Here is a 12,194-nt window from a genome sequence, read left to right as displayed (position 1 = left end):
AAAGAAAAATGAAAGCGTTTTATAAATGTAGCGATCAGAAAAGAACAAATGGACAAGCACTGGGGAATACGAGAGTAAGCGAGGAATACGTATTGCAAAGACTGATTGAAAAAGGAGCATGTTCATGAAAAATATAGTGGAAACGGCGGAAATCGCTGTATTTGAGTCAAAGACGGCATCTCCTCCGAACGAGCTGAAGCGGGGGCTGAAATCACGTCACTTGACGATGATTTCACTGGGCGGAACAATCGGGACAGGCTTGTTTTTGGCAAGCGGTAACGCCATTCATAATGCCGGTCCGGGCGGTGTGCTTGTTTCTTATATCGCCATCGGGATTATGGTGTACTTTTTAATGACAAGTCTTGCAGAAATGGCCACTTATATGCCGGTTGCGGGATCCTTCAGTACATACGCGACGAAATTCGTAGACCCTGCTTTAGGGTTCGCGCTTGGCTGGAACTACTGGTATAACTGGGCCATTACCATTGCGGCTGAATTGTCCGCAGTAACGATGATCATGAAGTTTTGGTTTCCGCATACTCCTTCGCTTTTGTGGAGCGCTTTGTTTTTGACGATTATGTTTCTGCTAAACTATCTGTCTGTTAAAGGATTCGGCGAAGCGGAATACTGGTTCTCCTTAATAAAGGTTGTAACGGTAATTATCTTTTTGATTACGGGAACCTTAATGATTTTTGGAATCATCGGAGGAGAAGCGGTCGGCTTTACAAATTTCACGATTGGCGATGCACCGTTTCACGGCGGCTTTATGGCTACGCTCGGTATTTTCATGGCGGCGGGCTTTTCTTTTCAAGGCACAGAACTGTTAGGAGTAGCGGCAGGGGAAAGTGAAAATCCGCGGAAGAATATCCCTCGCGCTGCCCGTCAAGTGTTTTGGCGCATTCTCTTATTCTACATACTAGCCATTTTTGTCATTAGCTTATTAATTCCATATACGAATGAGAGTCTTGCAAGCAGTGATGTAACGGTAAGTCCGTTTACGCTTGTATTTGATAAAGCGGGAATTGCGTTTGCGGCTTCTGTTATGAATGCCGTCATTTTAACGGCAGTACTATCCGCGGGAAACTCAGGCATGTATGCGGCAACACGTATGCTTTGGGATATGGCAAAGCAAGGGAAAGCGCCGGAAATGCTCGCCAAGCTGGATAAACGCGGAGTGCCGGTCAACGCTTTGCTGGTGACGTCTTCTATTGGCGCATTGGCGTTTTTGGCTTCGTTGTTTGGCGATGGCGTCGTTTACGTTTGGCTGCTGAATGCATCCGGTATGTCAGGGTTCATCGCTTGGCTCGGTATCGCAGTCAGTCACTACCGTTTCCGGAAAGCGTACATTGCACAAGGGAGAAATATGAACGAGCTGCCGTTTCAGGCAAAATGGTTCCCGTTTGGTCCGATATTTGCCTTTGTGCTTTGCGGTATTGTTATTTTAGGGCAAAATTACTCTGCTTTTACAGGGGATGGCATTGACTGGAACGGCGTGTTCGTTTCCTATATCGGCTTACCGCTCTTTTTCGCTGCATGGCTTGGCTATAAGTTTATCAAACGAACGAAAGTTGTTCCGCTCGATCAGTGTGATTTTAAAGTTGATATAAACTGAGATTCATAAAACCATCCAGCTTCATATACACAAGGAGGATTTTCATATGAAAGAAAGAAAGTTTATTAAGATTGAAGGGGAATTTTTAGGTGAAAATACGAAGGCGTTGCTTGAGAGAAGACAAGCCGCTGTACCGAAAGGAGTAGGAAACAATACGCCTATTTTTGTAAAGCAAGCTCACGGAGCACTTTTAGAGGACGTAGACGGCAATGTTTTCTTGGATTTTGCAGGAGCAATCGGTACGTTAAACGCCGGTCATACGCCAAAAGAAGTGGTGAAGGCCATCCAAATGCAGGCGGAACAGTATTTGCATACATGTTTCCATGTGGCAATGTACGAACCGTATATCGCGCTGGCGGAAAAGCTGGCGGAGGTGACGCCGGGTGCATTCGAAAAGAAAACGATTTTACTGAATAGCGGAGCCGAGGCTGTAGAAAACGCCGTTAAAATCGCCAGAAAATATACAGGGCGCAGCGGCATCGTTTCATTTACCCGAGGCTTTCACGGCCGTACGCTTCTTGGAATGTCGCTTACGAGTAAAGTAAAGCCCTACAAATTCCAAATGGGGCCTTTTGCCCCCGGGATATACAAGGCTCCTTACCCATACGAATTTCATCGTCCAAAAGCGATGACGAAAGAAGAATATGCGGCATTCTGCCTTCAAGAATTCAAAAACTTTTTGCTGACGGAAGCGGCCCCGGAAGAAATTGCAGCTGTCATTATGGAGCCTGTTCAAGGAGAAGGCGGGTTTATCGTTCCGCCGAAAGCATTTGTGAAGGGCGTATATGATTTGTGCAAGCAGCATGGGATTTTATTTATTGCGGACGAAATTCAAACAGGCTTTGCCAGAACGGGCGCATGGTTCGCGTCCGAACATTTCGGGATTGCGCCGGATTTGATTACGATGTCAAAATCGATTGCAGCCGGATTACCGATCAGTGCCGTAACGGGCCGCAAAGAGATTATGGATGCCGCTGATCCGGGAGAGCTTGGAGGTACATATGGCGGAAGTCCTCTTGGATGTGCAGCTGCGCTTGAGGTAATGAAACTCATTGAACGTGACGAATTGGTGCTGCGCGCTCATAGAATTGGAGAAACGATTAAAGATCGTTTTGAAAAGCTTCAAAAAAGGTTTCCTATCATCGGTGATGTGCGCGGACTCGGGGCGATGGTCGCGGTTGAAATGATCGATCCGAAAACGAAGGAACCGGCAAAAGAGTTTACAGCGTTGTTTACGAAGGCTTGCTGTGAGTCCGGTGTTATTCTTCTCAGTGCAGGTATATACGGAAATGTAATCCGCTTTTTAGTTCCGCTTGTCATAACGAACGAGCAGCTGGAAGAGGGATTGTCCGTTTTAGAAGATGTGTTTCATGATGTATATAGCCTGGAGGTGTAATGTTATGAAAAGAAAATTGTATATACGCGGAGAATGGAGAGACGGCACGGAATATGCAGAGTTAACGGCTCCGTACAGCGGTGCGAAGATAGCTGAAATTCCGCAAGCTGCGAGAGAAGATGTGCATGAGGCTGTACAGGCTGCAAAGCTTGCGGCGCTTGAAATGAAAGAAATGCCTGCGCATAAACGGGCAGCTATTTTAGGACAGCTGGTCAAACAGCTGCAAGAACGGCGAGAAGAGCTGGCACAAATCATCGCTTTGGAAGCGGGAAAACCGTTAAAAGCAGCTTTAGGAGAAGTGGATCGTACCATTGCGACATATATTTTCGCACAAGAGGAGGCAAAGCGCATCCATGGGGAGACAATTCCCCTTGATGCTGCGCCTGGCGGGGAAGGAAGAATATCGTATACAGTACGTAATCCGATTGGCGTCGTGGCGGCTATCACGCCTTTCAACTTTCCTGCCAATCTTGTTGCGCATAAGGTGGGACCGGCAATCGCCGCAGGAAATACGGTCGTATTAAAGCCGGCCAGCCAAACGCCTCTCTCTGCCTTCATGCTGGCCGAAATGCTGGATAAAACGGATTTGCCAAAAGGTGCCTTCAACGTATTGACAGGGAAAGGTTCTGTAGTAGGAGAAGAACTGGTGAGGCACCCGGATGTAGCCGGCATTACATTTACGGGCAGTCCTGATGTCGGCATTGAAATGAAACAGAAAGCGGGATTGAAACGCATTACGCTGGAGCTGGGTGCCAATTCTGCAGTGATTGTGGATCAAGAGACAGAGCTCACAAAAGAACTGATACAGCGTATTGTATGGGGGTCTTACGTAAATAACGGACAAGTGTGCGTATCCGTTCAGCGTGTCTATGTGCATGAGAGTATATACAGCTCATTTAAGCAATTGTTTGCGGAAGAAGCGAAAAAGCTGGTCATCGGAGACTCATTAAGCGAGGAAACGGATATATCGGCGCTTATTTCAACGAAGGATGTGAACAGGATTGATAATTGGGTGCAAGCTGCGGTTGGACAGGGCGCCAATATCGTTCTTGGCGGGAAACGATGGAATGAACGAATCTATGAACCGACGATTTTAGAGAATGTAAATGAAAAGATGGAAATTTGCTGTAAAGAAATTTTCGGACCGGTCGTCGTACTTCAGGCATTCGATGATTTCCAGGATGCACTTTCCCTTGTGAACCAATCGAGATACGGATTGCAGGCCGGCGTTTTCACGAACAATCTGGCTCACGCCATGGAAGCTGCGAAAAAGCTGGAAGTGGGAGGAGTCATGATAAACGACGTGCCGACATTCCGTGTCGACCATATGCCGTACGGAGGCGTGAAAGAGAGCGGATTCGGAAGAGAAGGCATCAAGTATGCCATTGAAGAAATGACAGAATTGAAATTGGTGACATTCAAACTATGATAGAAGCATGGGCCGGTTGCAAAAACAATCGGCTTTTTGATTAGTTTGCATATAGCAGCCATTTTGAACTACCCACCACTTACTCGCTAACGCTCCTTGAAGTGGGGGATTCCTAAGAACACCAACCTATCGGCTAGTTATGCATTAGGCTACCCCCGTCGCTCCGACGGTTGAGAGACGAATCGCTTCGTTTCTAAGATTCTGTCCTGCGTTCAAATCTCGATCGTGATGGGTTTCGCAAGAGGGGCATGTCCACTTACGCAAATTGAGATTCTTCACGTCTTTATGTTTGTAGCCGCAACGGGAGCAGAGCTGGCTGCTTGCAAATGTCTTGGACACAGCGACGATTTGCTTGCCGTACCATTTGGCTTTGTATGCCAACATTGTGCGGAATTGCGACCAGCTTACTTCACTGATGGCTTTTGCAAGCTTGCCGTTCTTCAGCATGTTCGACACCTGCAAATCTTCTATCCCGATGAGGTCATGGTTTTCGACCACATAGGTAGAGATTTTTTGCAAGTAGTCTGTTCTGGCATTCACAATACGTTCATGAATACGCGCAACTTTGATGCGTTGTTTATTCCAATTGGCAGAACCTTTGGTGCGTCTGGACAGAACACGCTGGGCTTTCGTTAATTTGGCTTCCAGCGTACGAAACCACTTTGGATTCGAGAATACTTCTCCTGTACTTAAAATGGCAAAGTCCTTGATTCCTAAGTCAATGCCAACGCTTGATCCCATTTTCTGTTTAGGTTGTACCTCTACTTCTGCCAATAGGGATACAAAATATTTGCCAGATGGATTTCGTCTTACTGTGGCGCTTAGAATACGGCCTTCCACTTCACGGCTTTTGGCAAAATGAACAAGGCCCAGCTTAGGGAGCTTGATGTAATTGCCCTCTACTGCAATGTTTCCATTTGTATGCTTTGTGGTATAGGATTGGACTTTGTTTCGTTTACTTTTGAAGCGCGGCGCGTCATTTTGTTTTTTGAAAAAGCGTTTGAACGCATCGTCAAGGTTCTTGAGGGAAGATTGCAAGGCAATGCTGTCTACTTCTTTCAGCCATGGCACTTCTTTTTTAAGCGCTGTGAGTTGTTTTGAGCAAGAATTGTAGGTTAAACCTTCACCTGTTGCCTTATAGGCATCATTCCATAGGGTAAGGAAGCGATTGAATACAAAGCGGCTGCAGCCAATTGTTTTATTGATGAGGGTGGATTGTTCTTTGTTGGGGTAGATACGGAACTTGTATGCCTTGTTGACTAACATGGTACTTCACCTCCTTTTTCCATATAGGTAGTATAACATGTATATATTGGAAGAAAAAGGGAGATTGAAGAAAAAACAAACGAATGTTCCGTTCGTTACAAACACACGATTGGAAAGGTTGGATTTCTACAAAGAACAGAAGGAGTTTGACACTCGTGCACAAATGATACTGTATCTTCTGCAGATCGCACTCGAGCAGTCGGACAATCGGGATGGCATATAGCCATCCCTTGTCCGAAGGCGATTCATCCCCACCCTACTCATTGGGCTGCGCCCTTCCCATTCCTTGAGGATGAGGTCTTCTCGCCTACAAAAGATAAAATAAATTTTAGAAGGAATAGGGTTTGCAGACCAGTTTACTAGACTAATCAAAGAAAAGCGTACATATCATATAACAAGAGTAACATTCTTTGCAGGAGGTAAACCATGGTAACGGGTCTTATTGTTTTTATCGTTCTGCTCATTGGTTTTACTTTTTTCAAGCTGTCCCGAAATAAAAAGTTGCCTTCTAACACATATACACCGTACGATGAAATCATGTATGGCGTAACGGAGCAGCCTTTGGAAGCACCTGTAGAAGACACGAAGCATGTCCGCAACTATACAGCAGAGTGAAGGATGGCCACGGCCATCCTTCACTTTTTATGAAAAGCTTTTGGCTGGAATTTTAGCTGTTTTAACAATGTGTTTGTATCTTTGTTAAACGTAAAAAAATACGGACTGTTTTCGTCATCAAGCACCATAAGGTAAGGCTTTTCGTGTCCGTTATAAATCACAATTACTTCATCAACGACACTATACAGCCACTGATTTTGCATCCTGAAAGCCGGTTCTAACGGAATTTTAATCATATAGCCTTCGTTTGGAAGCGGGCTGAGTTTGTTGTATACAGCAGTAATTTCTTTTAAGTAGCTGCTTGCTTCTTTTTGTATGCCTTCGTTTGCCGGAATTTTTTTCATAATGCGTCCTTTGTTTACATCAAAAATTTCGACATTGGAAGAAGTTTGTGCCATTGCGCCAGACGTAAGAGACAAGAATAGAAGCAATAGAAAAATAGTTTTTTTCATATATTATCACCTCGTGGATAATATACCCAAATTGTTAAAAATTATGAAAGTGTGATTTGTGTATTTTTTGCGGATAGTAATAGCTGTAAGTCATACAATAAGAAAAAATGCAAGAAGGGATTGTTATGAAACGCTGTATGATTGCTTTTGTTATTTTTGCAACCAGTTTTCCTCTGTCCATGCCTGCAACGCAAACCGCTCATGCGATACGAATCGAACGGGGAGATCCCGCATACGCAAAATGGGGGAAACTGGCTGTCTTAAAAACAAAAGAAAAATACCCGCAAGCTGATGTTATTGATTATTTGTATGTAGGAAGAGAAAAGAAATCGTCCGGAGTTGCAGTTGAAAAATTTAAATTATGGCTGAGACAAAACGAAAGAGAATTCGGTGTGTTTGTCGATATTGAATTTGATTTGCCGGGAGAAAATATTATTCAAATTACCTTTAAAGAATCACCGATATGATAAACGCATAGTTTTTCGTCATATAAGCAAGCTAACGACAGGAGGTGCAGCAATGGAGCCGAAAAAACCAGGAAACGAGAAAATGCCTGACTTTCATGAATTAGAAGACAGAATGATTGCAGAGCCATCCAATCAGCCGACACTTGTGATTAAAACGAACTTGGATCCTAAAAACGCGACGGAGGACAATCCGTACTATCAAAATAACAGCGACAAGAACTCCAAACAGCTTCGGGAGTTTTTTGAAGAAACATGAAAAGGGATTGAGTAAAATCAGTCCCTTTTTCAGTGCATTAAACTCTATATCCGAAGCCGATAATCTCTATGGAACTGCCTGCTTATATGATGTATATAAATGCAACTAAAAAAATCGACAAAAAAACGGTTCTTTTAGGTGGGAGAGAGCATCTGACTAAGCGTAGAAGCGGTCAAACCCTTTTCGTGGCCCATGCAGGGAGAGAGAAGCAGCATATCATATTCTCTTTTGGTTGCACATAGCACATGGACATGTCGAAATTATCATTCACTCATATATCTGCAAATATCTTACAGGAAAATCAGTTTACGGAAAAAGGATTACATTTTTTTCCTGTCTGTATTACACTAGATACATAGACCGATAGAAGGGAAGGGCAAAAGTCATGATTGAAATTTTGGACGTTTCAAAAAGCTATAATGACGCTACATTTGCAGTCAAGAACTTGAATCTTACAATCCCGAACGGCGAAATTTTCGGCTTTCTCGGTCCGAACGGAGCGGGAAAATCGACGACTATCAAAATGATGACAGGCATTCACAGCGTGGACAGCGGCAGCATTTTAATCAATGGAATGAATATAGAGAAGCAGCCGCTGGAAGTGAAGAAAATATTCGGCTATGTGCCCGACAGTCCAGATATGTTTCTTCGGTTAAAAGGAATCGAATATTTGAACTTTATGGGCGATATGTATGAAGTGCCAAGCAGCATCCGGCAGGAACGAATTCGAGCTTTAGCAGAACGCTTTGATTTATATGGCGTGCTGAATGATCAAATTCAAAGTTATTCACACGGCATGCGCCAAAAAATTATTATGATCGGTGTGTTGCTTCATGAGCCGGAAGTGTGGATTTTAGACGAACCGCTCACTGGGCTTGACCCGAAATCCGCTTTTCTTTTAAAGCAAATGATGCGGGAGCATGCAGATAAAGGGAAGACAGTCTTTTTCTCGACGCACGTGCTTGAGGTGGCGGAAAAGCTATGTGACAGGGTTGGCATCATCAATAAAGGCCATCTGCAATTTTGCGGCAATTTACAAGAAATGCGCGAGCACTTCAAGTCTGATGAGTCGCTGGAGAAAATGTTCCTGGAGATGACGGACAATGCGTAAAATATGGCTGCTTACAAAGGTATTGCTGAAAACGAACTACTCTGAGTTATTTCAAAGCAAAGGGAAAATTGCCTTATATTTGTTTTCTTGGCTGATGCTTTTATTTGTAGGATTCAGTTTTTTCGGAATGATTGCTTACGGAATGTATGAAGTGTTGGCACAAAGCGGCCAGCAAGGCGTTCTCCTTGGGATGGGTCTTGCCGTCGCAAGCATATGGGTGTTTCTCATGAGCATTACTTCGATTCTCACAGTGTTTTACTATGAGGATGATGTGGAAAATTTATTGCCGTTGCCTTTCCAGCCTTCGCAAATCGTGACGGCGAAGTTCATTACGGTTTTGCTGACGCAATATGTGTTTTCTTCTTTCTTTTTATTTCCCATTATCATCGTGTACGGCATCCGCAGCGGCGCGTTTATTACATATTATTTGTATTCGTTTGGTATATACTTACTGTTCCCGATTATTCCACTCGTTATCGTTTCATTATTGATGATGATTTTGATGCGCTTTACGAACCTCGGAAAAAACAAAGACCGCAGCCGCTTGTTTATGGGTTTTTTCTCCATCGTTTTCATTGTTGGATTGAATTTGTTTATGCAATGGAATAATAGGGGCGGTTCAGCCGAAAGAATGGCTGCCATGCTGACAGGTGATGGATCATCACTTCTTGTGAGTGCTACAAAATATTTTCCAAGTACATATTTGGCTGCTTTGGCATTGCTGCAGAATGAACATGTGCAAGGATTGCTTTATTTGCTGCTGTTCGTGCTCATTTCCTTCGTTTTTTTTGGTGTTTTTTATTTTACAGCGCAGAAGTATTATTTAAAAGGAGTAATTGGTTTATCGAGCGGCTCCTCTAAGCGAAAGGCGCTCAGCTCAGGCGGATACGAGAAGACGACGAAGCAAGGTTCAAAATGGGCAGCATATGTAAAAAAGGAGCTGCGCATTCTCGTTCGTACACCAGCCTTTTTCTTGAACTGCATCATTCAAGGATTTACAACGCCCGTTATCTTTTTCTTTGCCTTTTTTCTGCAAAATGGAAGCATGGGCTGGCTGAAGGGAGCCCTTAAGAGTCCTGATCAATTGGGGTTAGCGCTCGGCGTCGGATTTTGTGCCGGGATGTTCCTGCTTAGCTCTAACATGACAGCGACAACTTCCTTTTCAAGGGATGGGGGTAACTGGTTTGCCAATCGGTATTTGCCGATTCCGGCATCCACAATCGTGTTTGCGAAGGTGTTTACATCATGGCTCGTCAATGCCTCCATTTTGCTGGCATTTGGGATCGCCATTGTGGCGCTGGCGAATACGCCTGTTTTATTTACTATTTTATGGTTGATTCTTTGCCTGAACGGTTTGTGGCTCACAAGCTTAATCGGTGTAAGATGGGATGCGCATACGGCAGATGTGCACTGGGAGAACGAGCAAAAAATGTTCAAAGGCCGCTATACGCCGCTTTGGAATTTTCTCCTAAACATCATCATTGCTGGAGCAACGGTCGGAGTTGTGCTGCTTCTGCATTTTTTCCTGCATGCGGGAATATGGTTCACGTTTGTCGTGTTGTTCTTGCTTTATGGCATTGCAAATGTGATTGTTCACCGTGCTATGCAAATGGGAGCAGAACGTTTGTTACGGAAAATACAATAATAATATTATGTTAACTAAGAAAAGATGCTGGAATTCAGCATCTTTTCTTATGTAAGGGAAGAGGGAACTGCTTCTGCTACAGCAATTAAATCGCTTCCTTTTACAAAAATTTGGAGACCGCGTTTTCCGGCACTAATGCTAATCGGGTTGAGTACGTCAGCTGACTCGTCTATGTAAAGCGGATAGCGTTTTTTTACGCCAAGCGGGGATACGCCGCCGCGTATGTATCCCGTCACACCTTGTATGTCCTTTACCGGCACCATTTCAACCTTTTTATTGCCGCTTGCTAAAGCGAGCGCTTTTAGGTTCAGTTCTTTATGAGAGGGAATGCAAGCCATAATGACTCCGGTTTTATCTCCTTTTAATACAAGCGTTTTAAAAACGTGTTCAAGGGAAAGACCTACCTGCTCAGCGACATGGCGCGCGTCCAAGTTGTTCTCGTCCCATTCATATTCATGCAGGGTGTAGCGAATTTTTTTTGCATCCAGCATCCGGCATGCGATTGTTTTTCCAGCCATTTTTATCACCTTCCTAACATAAGTATACAAAATTTTTCATGATTTGGCAGGGAGATAAGGTAAAAAAACAGAATACGTTTCATTATGAAATATCGGGGTAAGGGAGAGAAAAAAGATGACAATAAAGACGGCAGATCTTTGCGACGCATACGATGCGTACGTACAAGTATGCGAACCTATCTTTACATCATACGGAAAGCAGGCTTCTTTTACAGGACCGATTGTAACGCTGAAGGTGCTCGATGATAATGTGCTTGTGAAAAAAGCGTTGGAAACGGTACCGGCTGGGACAGTGCTCGTTGTGGATGGCGGGGCATCTGTTCGTTGTGCATTGCTTGGCGATAACTTGGCAGCCATCGCGGCTTCCCGTAAGCTGGCAGGGATTATCATTAATGGCTGCGTGAGAGATACGGCAGAGCTGAAAGATATCGAGATTGGTATTTTAGCAAGGGCAAGCGTTCCTAAAAAAAGCAAGAAAGAAGGAAAAGGTGAAGAAAATGTTACGCTGGAATTCGGCGGTGTACAGTGGCATTCAAATCATTACGTGTATGCTGATGAGGACGGTGTGATTGTATCTGACCGCTTGCTTGGAGAAACAGAATAAAAACGGAAGCATCGTGTATTGTGGCATTTTAAAAACTTCTGCATCACAATGACATTACTATAATGAAATAAACGGCAAACGATATGATTTTACAGAATCCCAATTTCTTAGCGTGATTGCATACGATGATTTGCCGGCCTTGCGCGAAGAGACTTTTTTGATACGAATGCACAGCAATATAGCTATTTGCGGGCAAATGTGTTACAACATGTAAGAGGAAAATATGGTTTGCTTGACTAGTCCGCAAATGGAGGGAATGCATGATGAAACTGCCAAGAGAAGATAAACTGCAGCTTGCCGCGAAGCTTCAAGAATATTTCAGAGAGCAAGACTGGGAAGAAATCGGCAATTTGGAGGCGGAGGCTTTTCTGGATTATATGATTAAAGAAGTGACTCCGTATATTTATAATATGGGAATCAAGGATGCACGCCAGCTTGTGTTAGAACGAATGCAAGGTGTTGAGGAAGATTTATACACGCTTGAAAAACCGATACGGAGATAAAAAGACGGATGCCCCGTCTTTTTTTGTTATTTTTTAGTACGTGAAAAAGGAAAAATATGATAAGCCTTGCTATGATAAGGAAAAATGAAAATTACATATCGTAAATATTAATTACCGGATTGAAAGGAGAATGAAGGAATGAATTACGATAGTGAACTACCACGAACCTAAAGGTATCGTGGCTTCTGAAAAGAAGCTACATAGTCTTTAGGTTCGTCCCTTCGGGGTAAGTTCACCAGACTCAGTTAGGAGAAATTCCAGCTACGTTAATGAGGTCATGACACCTTCGGTTGACGCACCAGACCGTTGCTCTGTCGTCC

General features: G+C 43.8%; 15 protein-coding genes. 12 read left to right on the top strand and 3 right to left on the bottom strand.

Annotated features, from left to right (window positions below; translation table 11 throughout):
• Positions 1 to 124 precede the first annotated feature (124 nt).
• The 3 genes from H540_RS0126895 to H540_RS0126885 are packed head-to-tail and all read left to right on the top strand — an operon-like array spanning position 125 to position 4,437.
• Positions 125 to 1,612 carry an amino acid permease gene (locus H540_RS0126895; protein ID WP_051317305.1) on the top strand — a complete coding sequence of 496 codons (1,488 nt, stop codon included), beginning with the start codon at positions 125 to 127 and terminating at the stop codon, positions 1,610 to 1,612.
• Between the two features lie 46 nt (positions 1,613 to 1,658).
• Entirely contained in the window at positions 1,659 to 3,008 is a 1,350-nt protein-coding gene (gene gabT / locus H540_RS0126890; protein ID WP_028403205.1) for a 4-aminobutyrate--2-oxoglutarate transaminase, read from the top strand.
• 4 nt (positions 3,009 to 3,012) lie between these two features.
• On the top strand, positions 3,013 to 4,437 hold the full coding sequence (locus H540_RS0126885; RefSeq protein WP_028403204.1) for an aldehyde dehydrogenase family protein: 1,425 nt from the start codon (positions 3,013 to 3,015) through the stop codon (positions 4,435 to 4,437).
• Positions 4,438 to 4,581: 144 nt separating this feature from the next.
• Here H540_RS0126885 and tnpB read toward each other — a convergent pair whose 3' ends face one another.
• The gene (gene tnpB, locus H540_RS0126880; protein WP_028403203.1) at positions 4,582 to 5,703 is read right to left on the bottom strand and encodes an IS200/IS605 family element RNA-guided endonuclease TnpB; all 1,122 of its coding nucleotides are present in this window, start codon (positions 5,701 to 5,703) and stop codon (positions 4,582 to 4,584) included.
• 37 nt (positions 5,704 to 5,740) lie between these two features.
• Here tnpB and H540_RS0126875 point away from each other — a divergent pair, with 37 nt between their 5' ends.
• Together H540_RS0126875 and H540_RS0126870 are read left to right on the top strand one after the other, a co-directional pair.
• Positions 5,741 to 5,926, top strand: coding sequence for a hypothetical protein (locus H540_RS0126875; RefSeq protein ID WP_028403202.1), 186 nt, complete (start codon positions 5,741 to 5,743; stop codon positions 5,924 to 5,926).
• A 203-nt stretch (positions 5,927 to 6,129) separates the two neighbouring features.
• Positions 6,130 to 6,318: a hypothetical protein gene (locus H540_RS0126870; RefSeq protein ID WP_028403201.1), complete on the top strand. Its 189-nt coding sequence runs from the start codon at positions 6,130 to 6,132 to the stop codon at positions 6,316 to 6,318.
• Between the two features lie 20 nt (positions 6,319 to 6,338).
• Here the strand turns inward: H540_RS0126870 and H540_RS0126865 are convergent, their stop codons facing one another.
• Complete coding sequence (locus H540_RS0126865) at positions 6,339 to 6,770, bottom strand: hypothetical protein (protein WP_028403200.1); 432 nt, start codon at positions 6,768 to 6,770, stop codon at positions 6,339 to 6,341.
• Between the two features lie 125 nt (positions 6,771 to 6,895).
• Here H540_RS0126865 and H540_RS0126860 point away from each other — a divergent pair, with 125 nt between their 5' ends.
• The 4 genes from H540_RS0126860 to H540_RS0126845 all read left to right on the top strand — a co-directional run bounded on the left by H540_RS0126860 (position 6,896) and on the right by H540_RS0126845 (position 10,249).
• On the top strand, positions 6,896 to 7,237 hold the full coding sequence (locus H540_RS0126860; protein WP_034672036.1) for a DUF3889 domain-containing protein: 342 nt from the start codon (positions 6,896 to 6,898) through the stop codon (positions 7,235 to 7,237).
• Positions 7,238 to 7,289: 52 nt separating this feature from the next.
• Entirely contained in the window at positions 7,290 to 7,493 is a 204-nt protein-coding gene (locus H540_RS0126855) for a hypothetical protein (protein WP_028403198.1), read from the top strand.
• Positions 7,494 to 7,878: 385 nt separating this feature from the next.
• Complete coding sequence (locus H540_RS0126850; RefSeq protein WP_028403197.1) at positions 7,879 to 8,604, top strand: ABC transporter ATP-binding protein; 726 nt, start codon at positions 7,879 to 7,881, stop codon at positions 8,602 to 8,604.
• Positions 8,597 to 10,249, top strand: a complete 1,653-nt coding sequence (locus H540_RS0126845; protein ID WP_028403196.1) for a putative ABC transporter permease subunit — start codon at positions 8,597 to 8,599, stop codon at positions 10,247 to 10,249. The genes H540_RS0126850 and H540_RS0126845 overlap by 8 nt, the downstream gene beginning before the upstream one ends.
• Before the next feature lie 47 nt (positions 10,250 to 10,296).
• Here H540_RS0126845 and ybaK read toward each other — a convergent pair whose 3' ends face one another.
• Positions 10,297 to 10,767 carry a Cys-tRNA(Pro) deacylase gene (ybaK, locus tag H540_RS0126840; RefSeq protein ID WP_028403195.1) on the bottom strand — a complete coding sequence of 157 codons (471 nt, stop codon included), beginning with the start codon at positions 10,765 to 10,767 and terminating at the stop codon, positions 10,297 to 10,299.
• 115 nt (positions 10,768 to 10,882) lie between these two features.
• On the opposite strand from ybaK, the gene rraA reads away from it, so the two are divergent.
• The 3 genes from rraA to H540_RS0126830 all read left to right on the top strand — a co-directional run bounded on the left by rraA (position 10,883) and on the right by H540_RS0126830 (position 11,874).
• Positions 10,883 to 11,371, top strand: coding sequence for a ribonuclease E activity regulator RraA (gene rraA / locus H540_RS0126835; protein WP_028403194.1), 489 nt, complete (start codon positions 10,883 to 10,885; stop codon positions 11,369 to 11,371).
• A gap of 67 nt (positions 11,372 to 11,438) precedes the next feature.
• A complete protein-coding gene (locus H540_RS35790; protein ID WP_425388190.1) occupies positions 11,439 to 11,585 on the top strand; it encodes a hypothetical protein in 147 nt (48 codons plus the stop codon).
• Between the two features lie 46 nt (positions 11,586 to 11,631).
• On the top strand, positions 11,632 to 11,874 hold the full coding sequence (locus tag H540_RS0126830) for a DUF2164 domain-containing protein (protein WP_028403193.1): 243 nt from the start codon (positions 11,632 to 11,634) through the stop codon (positions 11,872 to 11,874).
• Positions 11,875 to 12,194: the final 320 nt, after the last annotated feature.

The organism is Ectobacillus panaciterrae DSM 19096, from assembly GCF_000430785.1.
Taxonomy (GTDB): Bacteria; Bacillota; Bacilli; order Bacillales; family Bacillaceae_G; genus Ectobacillus; species Ectobacillus panaciterrae.
Note: the sequence above shows the minus strand (reverse complement) of the source record. Positions and strands in the feature narration are given on the sequence as shown.

Bases quoted from the DNA above. Each gene is read 5' to 3' on its own strand.
- H540_RS0126895 (WP_051317305.1), top strand. From the start codon at position 125: ATGAAAAATATAGTGGAAACGGCGGAAATCGCTGTATTTGAGTCAAAG.
- gabT (WP_028403205.1), top strand. From the start codon at position 1,659: ATGAAAGAAAGAAAGTTTATTAAGATTGAAGGGGAATTTTTAGGTGAA.
- H540_RS0126885 (WP_028403204.1), top strand. From the start codon at position 3,013: ATGAAAAGAAAATTGTATATACGCGGAGAATGGAGAGACGGCACGGAA.
- tnpB (WP_028403203.1), bottom strand. From the start codon at position 5,703: ATGTTAGTCAACAAGGCATACAAGTTCCGTATCTACCCCAACAAAGAA.
- H540_RS0126875 (WP_028403202.1), top strand. From the start codon at position 5,741: ATGTATATATTGGAAGAAAAAGGGAGATTGAAGAAAAAACAAACGAAT.
- H540_RS0126870 (WP_028403201.1), top strand. From the start codon at position 6,130: ATGGTAACGGGTCTTATTGTTTTTATCGTTCTGCTCATTGGTTTTACT.
- H540_RS0126865 (WP_028403200.1), bottom strand. From the start codon at position 6,770: ATGAAAAAAACTATTTTTCTATTGCTTCTATTCTTGTCTCTTACGTCT.
- H540_RS0126860 (WP_034672036.1), top strand. From the start codon at position 6,896: ATGAAACGCTGTATGATTGCTTTTGTTATTTTTGCAACCAGTTTTCCT.
- H540_RS0126855 (WP_028403198.1), top strand. From the start codon at position 7,290: ATGGAGCCGAAAAAACCAGGAAACGAGAAAATGCCTGACTTTCATGAA.
- H540_RS0126850 (WP_028403197.1), top strand. From the start codon at position 7,879: ATGATTGAAATTTTGGACGTTTCAAAAAGCTATAATGACGCTACATTT.
- H540_RS0126845 (WP_028403196.1), top strand. From the start codon at position 8,597: ATGCGTAAAATATGGCTGCTTACAAAGGTATTGCTGAAAACGAACTAC.
- ybaK (WP_028403195.1), bottom strand. From the start codon at position 10,767: ATGGCTGGAAAAACAATCGCATGCCGGATGCTGGATGCAAAAAAAATT.
- rraA (WP_028403194.1), top strand. From the start codon at position 10,883: ATGACAATAAAGACGGCAGATCTTTGCGACGCATACGATGCGTACGTA.
- H540_RS0126830 (WP_028403193.1), top strand. From the start codon at position 11,632: ATGATGAAACTGCCAAGAGAAGATAAACTGCAGCTTGCCGCGAAGCTT.